The sequence below is a fragment of the Streptomyces cyaneochromogenes genome (assembly GCF_003963535.1).
GTDB lineage: Bacteria > Actinomycetota > Actinomycetes > Streptomycetales > Streptomycetaceae > Streptomyces > Streptomyces shaanxiensis.
In genome coordinates this window covers 1349191-1368533 of the sequence record NZ_CP034539.1, presented here as the reverse complement: position 1 = coordinate 1368533, position 19343 = coordinate 1349191, and the positions used below count along the sequence as shown (strand labels likewise).

The 19343-nt window shown below is 70.7% G+C and carries 16 protein-coding genes; 8 read left to right on the top strand and 8 right to left on the bottom strand.

Annotation, left to right across the window (positions count from 1 at the left end):
- Window positions 1-35: 35 nt before the first annotated feature.
- Window positions 36-1856 (bottom strand): fatty acyl-AMP ligase, encoded by a 1821-nt coding sequence (locus tag EJ357_RS05875; protein ID WP_228472992.1) that lies wholly within the window; start codon window positions 1854-1856, stop codon window positions 36-38.
- Between the two features lie 366 nt (window positions 1857-2222).
- Between EJ357_RS05875 and EJ357_RS48155 the strand changes: the two genes are divergently transcribed.
- The 5 genes from EJ357_RS48155 to EJ357_RS05850 all read left to right on the top strand — a co-directional run bounded on the left by EJ357_RS48155 (window position 2223) and on the right by EJ357_RS05850 (window position 7917).
- The gene (locus EJ357_RS48155; RefSeq protein ID WP_175647318.1) at window positions 2223-2906 is read left to right on the top strand and encodes a 4'-phosphopantetheinyl transferase family protein; all 684 of its coding nucleotides are present in this window, start codon (window positions 2223-2225) and stop codon (window positions 2904-2906) included.
- Window positions 2907-3261: 355 nt separating this feature from the next.
- Window positions 3262-4869 (top strand): DHA2 family efflux MFS transporter permease subunit, encoded by a 1608-nt coding sequence (locus EJ357_RS05865; protein WP_126389286.1) that lies wholly within the window; start codon window positions 3262-3264, stop codon window positions 4867-4869.
- A gap of 5 nt (window positions 4870-4874) precedes the next feature.
- Window positions 4875-5561 (top strand): TetR/AcrR family transcriptional regulator, encoded by a 687-nt coding sequence (locus tag EJ357_RS05860; RefSeq protein WP_126389285.1) that lies wholly within the window; start codon window positions 4875-4877, stop codon window positions 5559-5561.
- Window positions 5558-6772, top strand: coding sequence for an alpha/beta hydrolase family protein (locus EJ357_RS05855; protein WP_126389283.1), 1215 nt, complete (start codon window positions 5558-5560; stop codon window positions 6770-6772). Before EJ357_RS05860 ends, EJ357_RS05855 begins: the two co-directional genes overlap by 4 nt.
- Window positions 6773-7101: 329 nt before the next feature.
- Complete coding sequence (locus EJ357_RS05850; RefSeq protein ID WP_175647317.1) at window positions 7102-7917, top strand: AfsR/SARP family transcriptional regulator; 816 nt, start codon at window positions 7102-7104, stop codon at window positions 7915-7917.
- Window positions 7918-8172: 255 nt separating this feature from the next.
- On the opposite strand, the gene EJ357_RS05845 is transcribed toward EJ357_RS05850, so the two are convergent.
- The 4 genes from EJ357_RS05845 to EJ357_RS48150 all read right to left on the bottom strand — a co-directional run bounded on the left by EJ357_RS05845 (window position 8173) and on the right by EJ357_RS48150 (window position 15206).
- The gene (locus EJ357_RS05845) at window positions 8173-9270 is read right to left on the bottom strand and encodes a baeRF2 domain-containing protein (RefSeq protein ID WP_126389279.1); all 1098 of its coding nucleotides are present in this window, start codon (window positions 9268-9270) and stop codon (window positions 8173-8175) included.
- 178 nt (window positions 9271-9448) lie between these two features.
- Window positions 9449-11446 (bottom strand): hypothetical protein, encoded by a 1998-nt coding sequence (locus tag EJ357_RS05840; protein WP_126389277.1) that lies wholly within the window; start codon window positions 11444-11446, stop codon window positions 9449-9451.
- A 10-nt stretch (window positions 11447-11456) separates the two neighbouring features.
- Window positions 11457-14369 (bottom strand): hypothetical protein, encoded by a 2913-nt coding sequence (locus EJ357_RS05835; protein WP_126389275.1) that lies wholly within the window; start codon window positions 14367-14369, stop codon window positions 11457-11459.
- A 285-nt stretch (window positions 14370-14654) separates the two neighbouring features.
- Entirely contained in the window at window positions 14655-15206 is a 552-nt protein-coding gene (locus tag EJ357_RS48150; protein ID WP_228472991.1) for a hypothetical protein, read from the bottom strand.
- Window positions 15207-15470: 264 nt separating this feature from the next.
- Between EJ357_RS48150 and EJ357_RS05825 the strand changes: the two genes are divergently transcribed.
- Window positions 15471-16715, top strand: a complete 1245-nt coding sequence (locus EJ357_RS05825; protein WP_228472989.1) for a PP2C family protein-serine/threonine phosphatase — start codon at window positions 15471-15473, stop codon at window positions 16713-16715.
- Window positions 16716-16733: 18 nt separating this feature from the next.
- Here EJ357_RS05825 and EJ357_RS05820 read toward each other — a convergent pair whose 3' ends face one another.
- Window positions 16734-16985, bottom strand: coding sequence for a hypothetical protein (locus tag EJ357_RS05820; protein WP_126389271.1), 252 nt, complete (start codon window positions 16983-16985; stop codon window positions 16734-16736).
- Window positions 16986-17065: 80 nt separating this feature from the next.
- On the opposite strand from EJ357_RS05820, the gene EJ357_RS05815 reads away from it, so the two are divergent.
- Entirely contained in the window at window positions 17066-17470 is a 405-nt protein-coding gene (locus EJ357_RS05815) for a hypothetical protein (RefSeq protein ID WP_126389269.1), read from the top strand.
- Here the strand turns inward: EJ357_RS05815 and EJ357_RS05810 are convergent.
- Both EJ357_RS05810 and EJ357_RS05805 read right to left on the bottom strand, forming a co-directional pair.
- The gene (locus tag EJ357_RS05810) at window positions 17457-17924 is read right to left on the bottom strand and encodes a bifunctional DNA primase/polymerase (RefSeq protein WP_126389267.1); all 468 of its coding nucleotides are present in this window, start codon (window positions 17922-17924) and stop codon (window positions 17457-17459) included. The two genes, EJ357_RS05815 and EJ357_RS05810, sit on opposite strands and share 14 nt — an antisense overlap.
- A gap of 254 nt (window positions 17925-18178) precedes the next feature.
- Window positions 18179-18541, bottom strand: a complete 363-nt coding sequence (locus tag EJ357_RS05805) for a P-loop NTPase family protein (RefSeq protein WP_126389265.1) — start codon at window positions 18539-18541, stop codon at window positions 18179-18181.
- Between the two features lie 122 nt (window positions 18542-18663).
- On the opposite strand from EJ357_RS05805, the gene EJ357_RS05800 reads away from it, so the two are divergent.
- Entirely contained in the window at window positions 18664-19266 is a 603-nt protein-coding gene (locus tag EJ357_RS05800; protein ID WP_126389263.1) for a DUF998 domain-containing protein, read from the top strand.
- Window positions 19267-19343: the final 77 nt, after the last annotated feature.

Genomic DNA, 19343 nt, shown 5'->3' with positions numbered 1-19343 from the left:
GGCGTACTTCTCTCTCGGGATCTCGGACGCGGATCTCAGGGGCGGGGAGACACGGCGGCGGTGGGCTCGGGTGCCGCGTCCGTGGCGGGCAGCAGGGCGACGACCGCGGGTGCCAGGCGCTGGTGCAGCACGGGCAGGCCGCCGTCGAGGAAGAGCCGCCGCATGAGCGTGCGCTGCGTCTTGCCGCTGGTGGTCTTGCGGATCACCCCGGGCCGTACGAGCACCACGCTCACCGCGGGCAGCTGGAACTGGCGGCTGAGCAGCGCCTGCACGGAGGCGGCGAGGCGGGCCAGGGCCTCCTCGTCGCTGGTCGCCCAGGCCTTGAGCTCCTGCACCACGACCACGTGGGCTCGTTCGGACGCCTCGTCGGTGACGCTGAACACCGCGCCGCCGCCACGCCGGAACGCGTCCCCGGACTCCTGAACGGCCTGCTCGATGTCCTGCGGGTAGAGGTTGCGGCCGTGCTGGATGAGCATCTCCTTGATCCGCCCGGTGACATAGAGCTCCCCGTCGCGCAGCGCCCCGAGGTCGCCGGTGCGCAAGCAGCCCGCCCGGCCGTCCGCCGTCACCGCCCGGAAGGTCTCGGCGGTGAGCTCGCTCCGGTTCCAGTAGCCGGCGGCCACCGACGGTCCACGCAGCCAGATTTCGCCGACCTGGCCGTCGGGCAGCCCCCGCAGGGTCATCGGGTCCACGATCAGCACTTCGGTGTCCTTCGGGCGGCCGCAGCTGACCAGGGTGCGGCTCGGTCGGTCGGTGCGGGCGGGGCGCAGCTCGTCCTGCTCCAGGGCCTGGGCGTCGACGGCGAGTTCCAGGTGCGGCGACTCGGGGTCGTTGCCGGAGACCAGCAGCGTGTTCTCGGCCAGGCCGTAGCAGGGCAGCACGGCCTCGGCGCGCAGTCCGTTGCCGGCGAAGCGCCGGACGAAGGCGCGCAGGGTGTCGGCGCGCACGGGCTCGGCCCCGTTGAGCGCCACCCGCAGGCTTGACAGGTCCAGCCCCGCCGACTGCTCCTCGGAGACGCGCCGGACGCACAGCTCGTAGCCGAAGTTGGGCGAGGCGGTGCCCTCCACCCGGTAGTCGTGGATCATGCGCAGCCAGCGCCCCGGCTGTTTGATGAACGAGATCGGTGACATCTGCACACTGGTGCCTCCCACCCACAGCGGCTGCAGCGTCATGCCGATGAGCCCCATGTCGTGGTAGAGCGGCAGCCAGCTGCCCGCCACGACACCCTGCGGCGTCTTCATGGCGGAACGGATGGCCTCCTGGTTGGCGGCGAGATTGGTGTGCGTGACCATCACGCCCTTGGGCTCGCTGGTGGAGCCGGAGCTGTACTGGAGGAAGGCCACGTCGGTGCCGCGTACCCGGGGCGGGGTCCACAGGTCGGGATCGGTGCCGTCGTCCTCGTCGGCGCCGGTTGACAGGCACACCACGTCCTGCTCCCCCGAGGCGGCCAGCCAGGCGCTGATGGCCTGCCGGTACTGGGGGAGGGTCAGGACCGCTCCCACCTTGGCGTCCCGCAGGATGCCGCTGACCCGGGCCAGCCGTTCGCCGGGCTCGTCGGGCAGTGGGGCCGGAATGGCCGTACGGCCGGCGTAGAAGCAGCCCAGGAAGGCTGTGACGAAGTCCAGGGTCGGCGGGTAGAGCAGCAGGACCGGGCGAGAAGGGTCGCCCTTGGACGCTTGGCGCAGCCGGGCGGCCACGACGCGGGCCCGCCGGTCCAGTTCGGCGTAACTGAGCTCCTCGGGCCTCATCCCCAGGCCGTCCTCGTGCAGGTACACGAAGGCGGCACGGTCGGGATGGCGTTCCACGCCGGCCCGTACGGCGTCCGTCAAGGTTCGGGAGTCAGGCTGGTGAGGCACAGGCTGTCCTTTCCGCGGTGGGTACTGGTGCGGTGTGGAACCTTGGGGAGGCACCGCGTGCCACCCGGTGACATCAGCCTTGAGGTGCCGCGAAAAGGAGACGTAAAGCGGAAATTGGCGCGCACGTCACGGGTTTGGGGTCCTCGGGACGGTCGCTGTCCGAGCCGATACAACGGTGGGTGCGCGAACTGGCACAGTCGGTGCTGGCACGCAGTGCCTACCGAGGCGGCGAAGGAGACGGCGATGGTGGGTTCGGACGCGGCATTCGAGGGGGCGGCCCCCGGGGGCTCGTTACCTGAAGGGGAGCCGCTTCCCGGAGGTTCCCCAACTGACGGGAGACCGCTCCCTGTTGACCCTCTGGCCGCGGTGGGCTGGCGCGCGGTCCATGAGGCCGTGCTGCGGCACGGATACGCGGTCTGCCACGGCCGGCTGGACGACTGGGGAAGCGGAGGGGAGACGGAGTCGGCCGTGCGTGAGGTGCTCGGCCCGGACTGGCCGCGCTACCGGACGGCGCGCGAACCCCTCGTACGGGCAAGGCTTCTGGGCTCCCGGTTGCTGCTGCGCCACGCGGTGGCCGTCGTGGCGGGCACCGCACCGGACCGGGTGGTCGTGGGCCGTGACGGCCACGGGCGCCCGGTCCTGCACCGGCCCGCCGGACTGGATGTGGGCATCAGCCACACGGCCGGGATGCTGGTGGTCGGGGTCGCCCGCGGCCGCCGGATCGGCGTGGACGTCGAGGCCTCGGACCGCCCCCTGCTGGCACCCGGACTCGCCGAGAAGTTCTGCCACCCGGAAGAACTGGCGGAACTGTGCGGGCTGCCGCCGGCCGAGCGGAACCTGAGGCTGGTACGCCTGTGGACGCTGAAGGAGGCCTACACGAAGGCACTCGGCGTAGGCCTGGCGCACGACTTCTCCCGCCTGCGCCCCCGGCCCGAACCGCGGGACGGCGGCTGGCGGTTGGACGGGACGGCAGGAGGCTGGCACCTGCGCTGCGACCAGGTCGCGGGCCGCTTTGTGGTCGCCGGCGCGCTGGGCCCGGAAGGCGGGTAGGCCGACTGCGCGCCTCACCGTACGACGGTCCTTCGGCAACGGTCCGGGATCGAAAGGCGGTGGCCGACTGTCAGGGCGCCCGGGCCCGCACGGCGGTTGTTCGGCCGCGCGCCGGCCCCGGATGGGCGGTAGCTCGCCAATTGCCGGGATGAACGGCTGGTTGCTCGGCAGTGCGCCGGCCCGGACGGCCCGTGACGGCTCGCGGAAGTGCGCCCCAGCGGGGAGTCGGCAATCGAGTCAACGATGTTTCGATACACCGTTGACTCGATTGCCCGCCAGGTCTAGCGTCGACAACACACGGCAGTAGAACGGCACTCGGCTCACGCACCCCTCTTCCTTTCGAGGAGCGGAATCCGTGACATCTCAGCCCCGCCTCAAGTTCGCCGAGCACACCCCGCAGACCGCGCACCCGCACCGGTGGCGCGTCCTCGCGGTCCTGCTGGTGAGCCTCCTCCTCGTCGTCCTGGACACCTCGATCCTGAACGTGGCCCTGAAGACACTCGCTGAGCCGGCACCCGTCGGCCTCGGGGCCACGCAGAGCGAGCTGCAGTGGTCGATCGACTCCTACACCCTCGTCTTCGCCGCCCTGCTCTTCACCACCGGCGTCCTCGCCGACCGCTGCGGCCGCAAACGCACGCTGCTCGCCGGACTCGTCGTCTTTGGCGGCTGTTCCCTGTGGTCCGCCTACGCCCACAGCGCCGGCGAACTGATCGTCGCCCGGGCCGGGCTGGGCGTCGGCGGCGCCCTCGTACTGCCCGCCACCCTCGCGATCATCATGGCCGTCTTCCCGCCCGCCGAACGCGCCAAGGCCATCGGCGTCTGGGCGGGCGCCGCCGGACTCGCCGTCGCGCTGGGGCCCATCACCGGCGGTGCCCTGCTCGAACGGTTCTGGTGGGGCTCGGTGTTCCTGATCAACCTGCCCATCGTCGTGATCGGCGCCGTCGCCACCCTGCTCGTCGTACCCGAGTCCCGCGATCCCGAGCGCACCGGCTTCGACCCCCTCGGCGTCGTCCTCTCCGTGGCCGGCCTGACCGTCCTGGTGTACGGCGTGATCAAGGGCGGCGAGTCGGACGACTGGGCGGACGCCACGGTCTGGGGGCCGATGCTCGGCGGCCTCGCCGTCCTGGCTCTCTTCACTCTCTGGGAACGCCGCAGCGCGCGCCCCGCGCTGGACCTCGCCCTCTTCCACAACCGCCGCTTCTCCGCCGCCGTGACCGTGATCGGCCTGGTCTTCTTCGCCCTGCTCGGCGCCACCTTCTTCCTGGTCTTCTACCTGCAGAGCGTCCGTGGTTGGACCCCGCTGGAGGCCGGCTGCCTGCTGCTGCCCCTGGCCGTGGCCCAGTTGGCGTTCTCGCCGCCGGCCACGCTCGCCGCCAAGCGCGTGGGGGTCCGGCCGGTGTGTGCCGGCGGCATGCTGCTCGCCTCGCTCGCCTTCCTCGCCGTGGCCACCATTGACGAACACACCGAGGTCTGGGTCATCGAGTCCGTCCTCTTCGTCATGGGCATCGGCATCGCCTGCGTCATGCCCCCCGCGACATCCGCCGCGATGTCCGCCGTGGCCCGGGACCGCGCGGGTACCGGAGCGGCGGTCAGCACCACCTTCCGACAGGTGGGCGGCGCCCTCGGCGTCGCGGTCCTCGGCTCGGTGCTCTCCGTCGCCTACCGCTCCCGGGTCGAGGACCATCTGACGCCGCTGCCCGCCCCGGTCCGCGACACGGCGCGGGAGTCCGTCGCGGCCACCCTCACCGCCGCGGAGAAGCTGGGGGCGCCCGGCTCCGCGCTCGCGGCCCGCGCCGTCGACGCGTTCGTGTCCGCGATGCACCTCACGGCCCTCGTCGCCGCCGGCGTCACCTTCCTCGGCGCCCTCGTCTGCCTGCTGCTCCTGCCCTCCCGTACGGCAGCCGGGACGCCCGGCGCCGAAGAGCCCACCGCCGACAAAGAGGTCCACACCACGGAGGTCTGAACCGCATGCCGCCACACGTCGAACGTCCGGCGGCCGCCCCGGGACAAACTCCCCGGGGCGGCCGCCAGCGCGACCCCGCCGCCGACCGGGCGATCCTGGACAGCACGCTCGGCCTGCTCAGCGAGGGATGCAGCTTCGGCGACCTGTCCATGGACCTGGTCGCCCAACGCGCCGGTGTCGCCCGGGCCACCATCTACCGCCGCTGGCGCAACAAGGAGGAGCTGGTGCTGGCCGCGCTGAGCACCCTCGATCTCCCCGTGCCGCCGCTGGAAGGACTCGGCCTGCGGGACCAGCTGGTGGCCCTGGTGGACCAGCTGCGCCACCGCGGCCAGGACACCAACCTGCACCGCCTGATCGGCAGCCTGCTCGGTGAGGCGGTGCGCCGCCCGCAGCTGGTCGAGAGGTTCGAGGACACCGTCGTCGCCGCACGACGCGAAGCCATGCTGCGGGCGCTGCGGGACGGCGTCGCGAGCGGTGAGCTGCGCGCCGACCTCGACCTGAACGACGCGGTCGAACTGCTCACCGGTCCGATGGCCGCTCGGCTGATCCTTCGTCAACGCCCTGTGGAATCAGTGGCGTTCGCCGAGTCGATCGTCGACACGTTTCTGAACGGAACCCGCACCACCCGTGCCGGGACAGGCCCCGGCACGGCACCGGATCACCTCCCACCACCACAGGAGCCGCAGTTATGAAGTTCCTCTTCGACGACCCGGCCTTCGACTACCAGGCGCTGCGCACCGCCGGTTACGCCGATTACGGCGGTGCGCAGCTCGGCGAGGTCATCGCAGTCGCCGCACAGATCCCCGACGGCGACACCGAAGCCTGGCGGCAGGCGTGGGCCACTCTCGCCGAACGCGTCCACCGGCTGGGCACCGCAGCCCGCGACGAGGGCCGCACCGTCGACGCCCGCTCCGCCCTGCTGCGGGCGCACAACTATTACCGGACCGCCGAGTTCTTCCAGCGCGAACAACCACGGGACCCGGAGGCCCTGCGACTGATGCGGCTGTCCCGGGAGACCTTCGCCGACGCGGCCGAACTCATGGACCGGCCGCCCGAGTTCGTCCGCATCCCCTACGAGGACACGTCACTGCCCGCCTACTTCTACCGGGCGGACGACTCGGGCGAGCCCAGGCCGACCATCATCCACCACGGCGGCCTCGACTCCACCGTCGAGGAGGGCTACTTCTTCGTGGCGGCGGCGGCCCTCGCCCGCGGGTACCACTGTCTGTGCTTCGAGGGGCCCGGGCAGGGGTCGGTCCTGCGCGAGCAGGGGCTGGTCTTCCGCCCCGACTGGGAGAAGGTGGTCACGCCGGTCGTGGACCACGCACTGTCCCTGCCCGGCGTGGACCCCGACCGTCTGACGCTGATGGGCACCAGCCTCGGCGGCCTGCTCGCGGTGCGGGCCGCGGCGTTCGAGCACCGGCTGGCCGGCTGCGTCGCCCATGACGCGGTCTGGCAGCTGGGCGACGTCGTGGGGCTGCCGCCGTTTGTCCTGGAATGGGTCGAGCAGGGATGCGACGACTTCGCCGACCCGGTGATGTGGGGGATCGCCGCCCGGCAGACCTTCACCCGCTGGCTGCTGCGGCAGACGCTGTGGACCTTCGGCGTCGACACCCCGTCCCAACTGCTGCGCAGGCTGACCGCGTTCGGTCTGTCGGAGGTGATCGGCCAAGTGCGCAGCCCCGTGCTCGTCCTCGACGCGGAGGAGGACTTGTTCTTCGCCGGTCTGGAGCACGCGAAGAAGGTGTACACAGGGCTCAACTCGCCCAAGACGTTGCATGTGTTCACGGCCGACGAAGGGGGTGGGGCGCACTGCCACTCGGGTGCGATGCGGCTGTTCCACGAGCGGCTCTTCTCCTGGCTGCTGGAGACACTCGGGGAGGACCGGCCGGCGGCGGCCTGACCGGCGGCCGCCCGACCGGCGGCGCAGACGCGAGCATGCTCTAGGCCCGGACAGCCCGGCCCGCTCACCGGCGGGCCGGGCTCTTGGCTGAATGTCGTTCGGCCACCGGTAGGTGGCGGTGGATATTTCTCCGGCCGCCCGTATCCGGGCCATCAGATTTTCATTCTCCTTAATGGCTGTGTAACGGAACGTGCTGGCAACATGCAACGACCTCGCATATGCTGCATGGCACAGCAGGAAACTGCTGTCCATATGGGGCCCCATGCCTGGGGTCGAGCGGGGGAACCGGAATCTTAATTGAATGCGTTTCGCGCATTCGGGGGGTTGTCGTGTCCGTGCCCTGTTTACAGGCCGACCTTGGGCTCCGCTACGAGCTGCTGGGGCGGCTGCGGGTCACTCGTGGCGGAGTCGACCTGACGCCCGAGCAGCCCAAGCTCACCAAACTGCTCGCCCTGCTGCTGATCAGGGCGGGCAAGACCGTACCGGGGGAGAAGCTCGTGGCGGAACTCTGGGAGCAGGGTCCGCCGCGCTGTGCCTTGGCGAGTTTGCGCGTGTACGTCTCACAGTTACGGAAAATCCTCAACGGACCCAGAGGAACGTCTCCGATCGTCACGACATCGCCGGGATACATCCTTGATGTGAGCGGCGCCACAACAGATTTCCAAGAATTCGAAGTGCTCTACACTCGTGGCCGAGAACGATACGGCGCGGCCGATTTCCTGCATGCCTCCGAACTTCTCCGCAGGGCGTCTTCGCTGTGGCGTGGACCTATTCTGGAGGGAATTCAAGGGTCGTTGGACATTGAATCGTTCGCGGCCGTGCACGAGGAAAAGCGGCTGAATTGCACCGAGCTGAGCATTGACTCCACGCTGGCACTCGGTTGCCATCACGAGGTGATCGAGGACCTGAAGGGCCTCCTCGTCAGGCATCCGCTGCGGGAGCCCTTCTACCGCCAGTTGATGGTCGCCCTGTACCGCGCGGGCCGTCAGGGGGACGCGCTGGAGACGTACCGCGGCGCCCGCCGGATGATCAGAGAGGAGCTCGGCGTCGAGCCGGGGCCCACCCTGCGCCTCGCCCACGAGGCCATACTCCGGGCGGATCCGGCACGCTTGGAGGCCGCCGGCGTCATCCCCGCCATCCGCTGAAACGCGGGGCCGCGCACCCGTGCGTGCTTTATACGTCATTTGCAGTCGCTTAACTGCGCACGGATAGCGTGCAGTTGACCCCCGCACCAGCGGGGGGAGCTGGGATGCCGTGCTCGGCCGTGTACGGGCCGGCACCGGCCACGGTGCCGTGACCGTGGCCCTGGTGCTGGTCTCGGAAGTCCGTCGAACCCACTCCGTGCAGCCCGCCATTGCCCCCCCCGTTCCAGCTCTGCTCGTCGTGGCGCAGCGTCGGCGTCAGGACGGGGTCCCCGGGTCGGTGTACCGCAGCAGGGCGCCCACGCCCTCGTACAGCCTCAGCTCGCTCTCCGGTACGACGACCAGCTCGGCACCGGTGCCGACGAGGGCCCGGACGAGGGCCTCGTCGGCGCGTTCCTCGCGCGGGGCCCGCACGCCGAAGGACATCAGCTCCGCCTCGGTCAGGGCGAGCTGAGTGGGCCGGGAGCCCGCCCAGAGCTGCAGCGAAGACCCTGGTGGCCGGTTCAGCAGCAGTGCCGCGACCTGGCCACGCTGGAGGGCGGCGACGGTGGCGGCCAGCCCCTCCGTCATGGGTCCGGCCAGGGCACGCCGGCCGATGAAGATGTCCACGAGTTCCCGGTCGTGCGCGGCCATGCGGCCGCGGAAGACGCCATCGAGCTGCTGCTCCAACAGGGCACGTCCGGTGTCGGTGGGGGTCCGGCCGCCCACGCGTACGACCTTGTCCCGCAGGGTGTGCGGCAGGCGGCGGATCAGTACGTTGCCCGCCCACTCGTCCCCGCCCACGACGACGGCGTCGGCATGGGCGCGCCGCGCCCATTCGTCCAGCCGGTGGCCGAGCCGGAGGCAGGTGCGGTGCCAGGTCGCCACCGCGACCCTGCTGTGCAGCCGCTCACCCGGGGTGACGGTGGACGCGGGCCAGGTGCCGGTTTCCGCCTCCAGAGTCACCCAGCCGTGGGTCTCGGCGGTCGGAAGGCCGCCGTAGTGGACGACTACGGCCATGTAGGGGATCTCCGGAAGGTGCTGGGTGACCAGGGGTATCGCGTGCGGCAGGGTGCTGTAGCGCGCGGAGTCGTGCTCGGGCGGCCTGGGCAGCTCCCCGGCCAGGACGACCGTGCCGTGGGTGGCGAAGACGGCCTGACCGTGCACCCCCGGCACCTCCGTGTCGGCGCCGACCACCTCCTCCAGTACGTTCAGCAGCGCCCGGTCCGAGCCCTGACGGGACAGACTCTCGCGCAGTCGCCGCCAGCGCAGCGCGATCGTCCGCTCGGGATGGGCGACGTTACGGGAGGTGTCCAGGTACACGGAGGCGAACGGGCCCGGCTCCGCGTAGAGGGGGTCAAGGAACGACAACCTCATCGCAACTCCTCGTCGATGGTCTCCCCTCCTTTGATGATGCGCGCCCCGGCAGGCCGCTGGGCAGCCGGGCTCCGTAGCCGACCGGAAGACACTCGACGCCTTCGAGGGCATCGCGCGCCGGACCGAGAGCACAGGGGGGTGATCCCGCAGCCGTCGGCTCCTGCAAGACCTCGGTTGGTCAGAATCTGAGCAGCAGCTGGAACTGGTCGACCCTTTTCTCCAGGTCGTGGTAGCGCTTCTCGAGTTCCGAACGCAGGGTGCCCTTGCGGCGCGCGGCCAGCCGCAGTGCCGCGTCCGGCCCCTGTACCTGGGGCTGGACGACCTTGTCCGGGATGTCGTCGTACGTCGGGTCCGCGCCCGTGCGCCGTACGTGGGCGAGCACTTGTGACTCCCACATGGCGGCGCCGGCGGACGGGAACCTCAGGTAGTGACGGAGGATGCGGTCCCAGTCGAGCCCGCCGGCCGTGCTCGGGTTCGTGTTGACCTCCGTCACCAGGTGACGGGCGACGGCCATCGACGCGAACCGGGCCAGCCGGCGGGTCTCCTCGTGGACGGGCAGGCTTTTCGCGGTGTCCTTGGACATCAGGGTGTGGGTGCCGATGTGCTCACCGCTGGCGCCGTTGTCCGACCGGGTGTCCAGGGAGTTTCCCGGGCCGAAGTCCCGGGCGGTGTCGAACTGCCGGCTGAGCCGGCGGCTGCGTTCCAGTTCCTGCTGGCCCTGGGCGAGCAGATTGATCAGGAACCCGCTGACCCCCGGAGTGAGATCGCCGAAGTCCTCCATCTCACGGTCGGTGGCGATGGCGCGCAGCCAGGAGTCACGGGCCGCGTCGTTGAGGTAGCCGCTGCCGTGCAGATGCGCGATCCCCTTTTCGTACAGGCCGTCGCCGAGCTGTTTGACGTGGATGGCCAGCCGATTCCTCAGGTAGTCCTCGTCCCGGCCCATCCGGGACCGCTCCTCCTTGTTGAACAGCACGCGCAGCAGGACGAGTTCGGAGTCGTGCAGCCGGGTCGGGCGTTTGGAGCCGTGCGTCGTCTGCATGTCCTCGGGGAGGCGGACGAAGAGGTGCTCCATCCGGGCCAGCGCGCCTTCCATGCTCTCCAGAGCCAGGGAGAGGGTGTGGAAGAGGTCCTTCTTGTCGAATCCCGCCGTGAAGAGGATGCCGGTGGCCGGCTCGGACTTCTCCGGGTCCAGGGTGTTGACCGGCCGGTAGAGCGGGTATCGCAGGCGCCGCAGATGTGCCCGTACCTGGTGGGCGCGGCTGGGCCGGTCCTCCGCGGCGCCCGGTTCGGGAGCGCTGCTCCGCTCGGGCGGCAGCCAGTGCGAAGCCACGTTCGCGGCGAACCAGCGCCGGTACTCCTCCTCGGTCTCGCCCTTGGGGCGGCCGCGGCGGAGTTCGTTCCACAGGTGCAGTTCGAGGTGGTTGGAGTGGAAGTAGTAGTCCTCCACACCGTGCAGGGCCTTGCCGAGCCGGGCCAGGACGTCATGCCGGCGCGGGTCCCCTTTGGCGGCCCGGGACGCCTCCTTCCACTCGACCTCCAGCTTGCTCAAAGATTCGGAGAGGTAGTCGGTGTACTCCTCCAGGTAGGCGGAGAGGCCGTGGGGTCCCTTGCGGTACAGCCGGTGGTTGACCCGGCTTTCGCCGTAGAGGACGTACGGCGGGAAGTCGGTGTGCTCGTGCGGGTAGTACTGGGTGAACAAGGCACGGTAGAGGCGGGTCACCTCGGCCGACGGCAGCCGTTCGATGTCACCGAGGGCGGGGGCGAGGAGGGGGTGCCAGACCGCCGCTTCCTTCACGTCGTCGGCGAAGACGAGATGGGTGACCCCTTCGAAGACGTCCTTGAAGTACGCCGCGAGCTTGCCGTGGCGCTTCTCGGCGGGCTCGTGCACGCCGAACATCCGGTCGATCCATTCGTCGAGATCGACGGCCCAGTTGAGGATGGCCTCGGACACCAGGGTGCCGATGACGGGCACGAGGGCGAACAGCCCGAAGGACCCCAGCCCCTGCCCCCACACGGCCCGTTTGGCGAGCATATTGGCGAACGGGTCGCGGAACTGGCTGATGTCGGTGAGGTAGTTGCCGAACTCCAGGCAGATCCAGTCCTCGTCGGGCCGCAGCGGAGCCACCGTCCGGTGGACGTGGCGGAAGATCTCGGCGTGCCGGTGCAGATCGCCCATGCCCGTCCGCCTACGGCGCGGTGTAGTCGGGGAGGGTGGCGTCCGCCTGGAGGTACACGAGGGTGGTCGGGACCACTACCTTCCACGGGTCGCCCTCGGGCGTCGCGCCCTCCAGGTCATCGGTCCGGGCCTTGAGTTCCTCGACGATGGACACGAACATCGGGTCGTCGAGGTGCGGGGGAGTGCCGCCGTTCCACAGGGCGCCGGTTTCCACATAGTGCAGGAGCGCGTCGTTGTACGCGTTGCGTACGGGCACCACCACGCGGGCGGCGCCGGCTTGCAGGAACTGATTGAAGTGCGGGTCCTGGTCGTTGAAGGCCAGGCGCTTGTTCCAGGTACTGGGGCGCGACCAGAAGTACGGGTAGAAGAGGTACGTCATCTGCTCCCACTCGAAGGCCTGCTCGAAGAACTGGATGAACCTGGCCTCGTCGGCCGCCTCGTTGAGGTCGACGGTCGGCGGCGTACCGCTGACGCTGTCGAAGGAGGAGAAGTCCTCACCGGTGAAGAGAGTGATCGACTGCTTCTTGAGCTCGTTGCGGATGATCTGGAGGTTGATCCCGGGGTTGCGGCCTTCGATCACGATGCCGCGGGCGACCTCGGCGGCCTTCACCTTGTCCTCGTAGGCCGCCCGGGCCGCCTCGTACGCGGCGACGATCTTCTCGAAGGTCTGGATCTGCCAGATCTCGTAGGCGCGGTCGGTGCGTTCGCAGAACACCTCGACGTTGACGGCGTACGCGCGGACGTCATGGGTGACGATGCTGATCGGGACGACCGAGTCCTCGCCGTTGAGGTCGTACGTGCCGTTCGGGTCGTTCTCCTCCAGCCCCACATGGATCGTGAACAGCTTGTTGCTGCCCACCCAGCCCGAGTAGTTGTAGCCCCAGCTGCGTGCCACGTAGCCGTCGGGGACGATCAAGTCCTTCGAAGCCTTGGAGCTGGTCTGGTTGTCCTGCATGCCGCTCTGCTCGAAGGCGGCGGTCATGACCTTCCAGTGCGGCGGCGGCGGGGTGATGCCCTGCACGTTGTAGGCACGGACGTAGTTGCCGAAGTTCCAGTACTGCACGTCCGAGTGGGAGAGCAGGCCGAGGTCCTCCGGCTTGCGGATGTCGAGCTTGTTCGCCGGGTCGTTCTCCTGGGAGAAGTAGTAGTACGCGGCGGGCTCGGGCACGACGAACTCGAACATCATCCGGCGGCCGTAGTTGTAGACCTGGGCCTCGTAGTGCTTGTCCACCCACCGGTAGATGCCGGTGACGTGCCCGCCGCCGGCCGGGCTGTTGTCGATCCCGTGGATGTTGGACTCTTCGATCTCCTTCAGCGTCTTCGTCACCCGCTCCTCGCGGGCCCGCTTCTGGATCTTCGTGAGCGAACGGTCGACCACGTCCCGCGCGAAGTTCAGGCTGTTCTTGATGGTCTCGGTGGTGGACTGGCTGTACGCGAAGTTCCCGTACGCGCCGAGCTCGACCGGGCCGTAGGACGCCGAGACGGTGATGCCGGCGTCGACGCTCATGTCCTCCTTGATGGTCTTCTCCGACTCCTTCTTCAGCTCGAAGCGGTCGGTGGTCTGGTTGTCCCGCTCGGTCTCCTCGACCGTCTCGGTCTCGACGGTGAAGGTCTGCTCGGTGCGGTCGAGGCGGCGGTGCGTGCGCTCCTTCTTCTCGCCGTCGAGGACGTTCTCGATGTGGGCCACCTCGCCCGCGACGTAGCGCAGCAGCTTCTGCTTGACCACCTTGAGATCGCCGATCCCCAGCGGCCGGATGACCGGGCGCACCACCCAGGGGAACGGCAGCGTCGGGGGCTCGTACTCGACCTCCGGTGAAGCCTCGGGCTGGTACTTCAGGCCAAGGGACTGCATACCGGGCAGCGCGGCGGCGGCCGGCGGCATGGTCTCGAACAGAATCGGGTCGTTGGAGCTGACGATCCGGTCGGTGACGGCGCCGAGCCGGTTCTGCAACGCCTCGATCACCAGCGGCTTGTCGGAGAGCGACTGCCCGAGCGGCAGCGACGCGACGACGCGCCTGGCGGCCTCGGGGAGGTTCGCGACGGTCTCGGTGGGCAGGGTGCGGCGTACCGTCTCCGTCTCCCGGTTGCCGGAGCCGCCGAGCGGCGGCGGCAGCGTGCCGCCGAGGGCGTTCTGGTGCCTGCCCTGCTGGACAGTGACGTCGAACCGCGTCTCGCGCAGAGTCTTGGCGGCGGCACTGAGCTCCAGAAACTCCGTCCATTGCGCCGTGTACCGCTCCGCCTTCGCGGCGTCGGCGGCCTGCTGCGCCTCGGAACGGGGGGTGGGCACGACGGGCTGGGGCTCGGCCTCGACGCCGAGGCCGGGCAGCACCAGGGTGGTCTCGGCGACCCGGCGCAGCGTGGCCAGTTCCGCGACGGCCACCTCGGCGGCGATCAGTTCGACGAGCCGCAGCGCCCGCAACGCGCCGACCAGCTCGTCAACACTGCGCGGATCCTGCCGCCCCAGCAGGTAGAAGCTCTGCAGCCGGTCCCACACCTCGTCCCGGACCCGGATGACCTGCTCGTCGGCGAGGAACTCCGTGGGCTCCCGCCCGAGCACCTCCCGCACCCGCGCCGCCACCTGCCCCGGCTCGCGCGCGTCGATGGCGTCCCGCAACGCACGTCCCACGGAGCGCAGTTGATCGGCGACCTCTCCTGCCGGCAGCTCCGGCTCCAGCCCGCGCGCCTGCACGTACTCCTGGAGCCGCTGGGCGAACTCCCCGTGCGAGGGACCACCGAGTGCCGCCCGCGCCTGCCCCTCCCCGCCTCCTCCGCCGGTCATCTCCTCGACGACCTGCCCGACGGCGGTGTCGCCGGGCAGGCGGCCGTCCCGGATGACGTAGGCGACGGGATCGGTCGCGTCGGGAAGTACGGGCGGACGAAGGGCAACAAATCGAAAGACGTCATGCTTGAGTTCGGCTGCCACGGGGCCGGCTCCTTTGCCTGAGGACTTTCTGCGCGTCCTTCGCAGGCTAGGACTCGGCCCCGCGTACCCGGCCTGATCAGCCCTTCTCTCCTCCAATGGAGTGGACCCCTGGCGTGTCGGGTTTCCCCGCCCGAAGTCGTCCGAAGTGACGCCAGGGCCTGCGTGAGGTTGTGGATGAGGTGCTGGTTGCGGCGACCGCGAGAACATCGCCATCGGCGTGCGCACTACGGAGGCCGGAGAGGTCTACGGAGGCCGGAGCAGGTCGTCGAGGGGAGCCGGCGTCGGTCAGGGCTGCGTGTACCCCCGTGCCGCGCACTGGCGCACCATCTGCGCGCCGTCGGCCTGCCCGTCCTCCGGTGCCGTCCGGCTGTGCCCGGAAGGCGCGGGGTTGCCCTGGAGGCGGGACAGTTCGCCCGCGCAGCGCTGCAGGGCCACCTCCAGGACGTCGGGCATGGTCAGGGTCCCGCTGCCGTCCGGCGGGACGAGCCAGCGCAGCGCGCCCCAGCGGCAGTGCGGGGCGGGAGCGGTGATCCACGTCCCCGCGCCGAGCAGCCGCACGCCGGTGCCGATCCATACCGACTGCGGTTCCGGGGGCAGTAAGAAGCCCACGGTTCGGCGGCGGGCGTCCAGCAGGCAGGGCCCCGGCTCGAGCAGCGGCAGCTCCTCCAGGAGGTCGGTGACGCGCAGCCCGAGCTGTTCCGGCACGATCAGCACGTCCCAGAACCGTCCGGCAGCGAGCAGCGCGACCCCGGTGGTGCCGTTCTGCCACTCCTCCTTGCAGGCGCCGGGGTCCTCCGACGCCGCGGCCAGCCACTCCATTGACTTCGTCCACTCCATGAGTGCCAAAAAAAGCCTCCCGATGACCGGTGGAGCCTCGGTGCGTTGACCGGTGGGCCCTCAGTGCACCGGGTGCCCGGTGCCGCGGCCATACGTCGGGAGCTCAATTCCCCGTATGGGGCGAGCGCCCGCGCACCAAACAGGCAGAGTGCAGGGCGTGCGCCCCCACGTCGGCGGAGCGCGCCGGGCCAGACCTTCATTTGTCCCCGTTCTAGGGTGTTTCTTGTGGTGCGCTGGTTTCAGTCGTTTCGCAGGCCCGCGACGGTGGACCCCCTCGCGTCCGGCGGCGGTCCCGAGGAGGACCCCGCGGTGCGGTCCCGGCTGACCGCGCTGCGTGCCTCGGCGGCCAGGATCGGCACCACGCTGGACGAGAACGCCACGTGCGCGGAGCTCACCCGGGAGGCCGTCCGACAGGTGGGCGGCACGGCGGCGGTGCTGCGGGCCGGGGGCGGGGCCGGGGAGCATGAGGCCGGGGAGCACGGGCCCGGGGAGTACGAGACCGTCAACGGTGACCCGGCGCTGCTGCCCGACGTCCGGTGGGTCGGGGCAGCGGCACAGGAGACGAGCGCCCCGGGCGAGGCAGCGGACCCGGACCTTGTCCTCGCGTCCGGCGGCGCCCGACCGGCGCTGTGCGTGCCGCTGGCCACCGACCGGCACCGGTACGGCTGGCTGGTCTGCGCCCGCGAGCGAACGCCGTTCACGCCCGAGGAGACCGGGCTCCTCGCCCTCCTCGCCGAACGCGCCGCCTCCCACATCCGGCAGGCCCAGGAGCACGAGCGGGTCAGGGGCATCGTCGGCAAGCTGCAGCGGGCCCTGCTCGCCGAACCGGGGCGCCCGCACCCGAACCTGGACGTGGCCATCCGCTACCTGCCCGTCGGGCAGAGCGCACTGGTCGGAGGCGACTGGTGCGAGACCGTCCGGCTGCACTTCGGCCGGACGCTGCTCGTCGTGGGCGACGTCATGGGGCACGGTCTGGAGGCCGCCGTGGACATGACCGCGTACCGCTCCTCGCTGCGTTCCATCGCCTCCGCGGACCTGCCGCCGCACCGCGTGCTGCGCCGTCTCGACGACAGCGCCTCCGCGGAGCCCGAGCGCCGGCCGGCCACCTGTCTCATCGCCCGCGTCGACCCCAACCGCGGCCAGGTGACCTTCGCCAGCGCCGGCCACCTGCCCCCGGCCGTGATCGACGCGCGGGGCCGCACCTCACTGCTGGCGGTGCCGGTGGGCCCACCCCTGGGCACGGGCCTCGGCGGCTACGAGCCGGCCACCTACGAGCTGGACCCGGGCAAGACGCTGGTGCTGTTCACGGACGGGCTCGTCGAGCACCGCGGCGAGGACATCGACGACTCCCTCGACCGGCTGGCCGGAGTCTCGTTCGAGGCCACCGCCGGGGTCGAGGACGTCATCGACACGGTGCTGGCCCGACTCGACGCCCGGCATGCCGAGGACGACGTCGCCGTGCTCGCCGCCCAGCTGCACGCACGCACACAGCGGGACCTCGACGGGTGACTGTGAGCGTCCCGGCCCTCACCAGTCGTCGTACTGTGCTCCGGAGACATACGGGTCATGCCGTCGTCCCGACGGCATGGGCGGCCGGCCGGGCGACGGCAGGCTCGCCTCGTGCAGGGCCGCGCACCACGGGCAGTCGGTGGCGTCGTCGGTGTCGGTGGCGTCGTCGCGGATGTCGGCGAAGGTGGGAACGTGCTGTCGTCCGTCGATGGAAGCGGCTCCTGTCTCGATCGTGGGTGGACGAATGGGTCGAACAGACCACGGCTCCATCCGGGGGACCGTCTCACCCGACTGGGTGGTAGCGGGGCCGGTCCGCGTACCACCGGCGCACACCTCGGCGTTGCCCGGGCATGGACAGCACTGAGTCGGCGCGGCGTGTCCGCGGAGGCGGTGCCGCACCCGTGACGTACGTCGTACCGGTCACCGGTGTCCGGGCCCAGCCGTCGATCTACGCGGCGCTGGTCGCCGAGTGGCAGGCCAACGGCCGTGCCGTGCCCCGGCGCCGCGACACCTGGTGGGATTCCGTTGCCGTGGCCGACGGCCCCGGCCGTTCCGTCACCTCCTGGGCGGTCGGCCGATGGACGGGCCTGGCCGGCGCTCTCGAGGCCGCACCGGCGGGCGAGGGGCACGGCGAGGAGACCGAGCGCGTACCGGCCGTCGTCGTCCCCCGGGGCCTTCCCGGGCCGATGGAACTGTGGGAGTGGCGCGGCACCAGCGGGCGCGTCAGTGTCTCCGCCCCGCCTACGACCGACTGACGCGCGCCGGGACGGCAGCGGTGCCGCCGGCCTCGCGCAGCGCCAGCTCCACGAGGTCGGGGTGGTACAGGGCGCCGGTGCCGTCGGGCGGCGACAGCCACTCAAGGCGCCATCCGGCGGACCGGTCGGGCGGCGGAACGGCGACCCACGACCCCTTGCCGACATGACGTACGCCGGGCCCCACCCACTCGGTGACCGGGTCGGGCGGGAGGAAGAAACCGACTCTGCGCGCCCCGCAGTTCACCAGCACGGGACCTGGGGCGCGCAATCGGGAACGTCTGAGGAGATCCAGGGCGCCCAGGCCGAGGTGTTCGGGAACGGAGAGCACGTCCCACAGCCGCCCGGCCTCCAGCAGGACCGCGTCCGCGCCCTGGTCCCACTGCCGCTTGCACGAGCGAGGATCCGTAGCGGCCGCGGCAAGCCACTCGACGGCCTTCCCCATGGTGCGCTGCATGTCCAACCCCCAGCACTCTCTGCCCTGCCGTCCCGTGCAGGGCCCTTCATGCTGGTGGATATTTCTATGTGCCGGAAGGGGTGGCGCACTCTGGCGCAGCCTGGCGATTCAGGCCGATTTATTCGATTCCCGCACGACCGTTCCCCAGCGGTGCCGGAGCCGGAACCAGAGGGGCCGTCGGCATCGTGTGCCCGTTCCTGGCCGCCCACTCCCAGGCGCCCGAGGGCCACGGGCTGGACCGGCCCGGCTGCCCTTCAGTGCTCCCGGGCGGGCAGCACGGCCAACCCGGTTTCACGCATGATCCGGTCCACCGTGTCGTCCAGCCCGCTCTGCGCACATACGACGGTCTCGACACCACCGGGCAGCAGATCGAGCCGCCGGTACCACTCCCGCAGCTCCGAATGGCGGGCGACGGTGTCGATGAGGCCGATGTTCGCGCCACCCGGCCGGTCGCGCTCGCGCAGCACGATCCTGCGCAGGTTGTCCTGGCCGACCAGAGCCAGGCCACGGCCGAAGCGCTCACGGATCCCGGCCGCGACGGAAGACTTCCCGGACGCGGAGTTCCCCCGAAGGACGACGAGCCGGGTCTCCGAGGTGCCCACCTTCACCCGAGGCAGGCTACTGGCCGTCGAGCGCGTTCGTGATCGCCTTCCCCCCGCGTTCAGCCGTGCTCGCGGTGGCCTGACGACGCGGCGTGTGCGGGGCGGAAGGGATCGAGGGGGCGTTTTACGGTGTCATGATGCAATCTGTCCCAAGATGGGCCTTGCTGTCGTCGGGATGTGCACCTGCCGTGCTGATCGCCGGCTGGACGATCGCGGCGCTGCTCGAAGGGCCCGCCTACGACCCCGCCACGCAGCCGATCAGCGCCCTGGCGGCCTCCGGCGCCGCGGGATTCTGGGTGATGACCGCGGCGCTGGCCGCCCTGGGCGTCTGCCACATGATCACCGCCCTGGGCCTGCGTCCGGCCGCCCTGCCCGGCCGGGTGGCTCTGGGCGCGGGAGGAGTGGCCGCGTTCGTGGTCGCCCTGCTCCCGCCGCCGAGCAGCGGAGGGTCCCTGCGCCATGGTTCGGCGGTCGTGGTCGGCTTCACGCTGCTGGCGGTGTGGCCGGTCCTGGCCGCCGACCGCCGTGGCGCGGCACCCTGGGGACTGCGGCCCATGCCTTCCTTCACCGCGACCGCCCTGATGTTCGTCAGCGCGGCCTGGTTCATGATGGAGATGCACTACGACGGTGCCGACGGAGCCGCCGAACGCCTGGTGACGGCCCTTCAGTCCTTCTGGCCGTTCGTGGTGGTCGCCTCCTGCCTGCGCCGCCCGCGCGAGGCCGAGGAGCCCTCGCGATGAACCTTCGCGTCCACAAGAGCCCCTCGCCTTGCGGAGTCCCCTGCGCTTGAATGCAGCGACCACATCACCGGTACGAG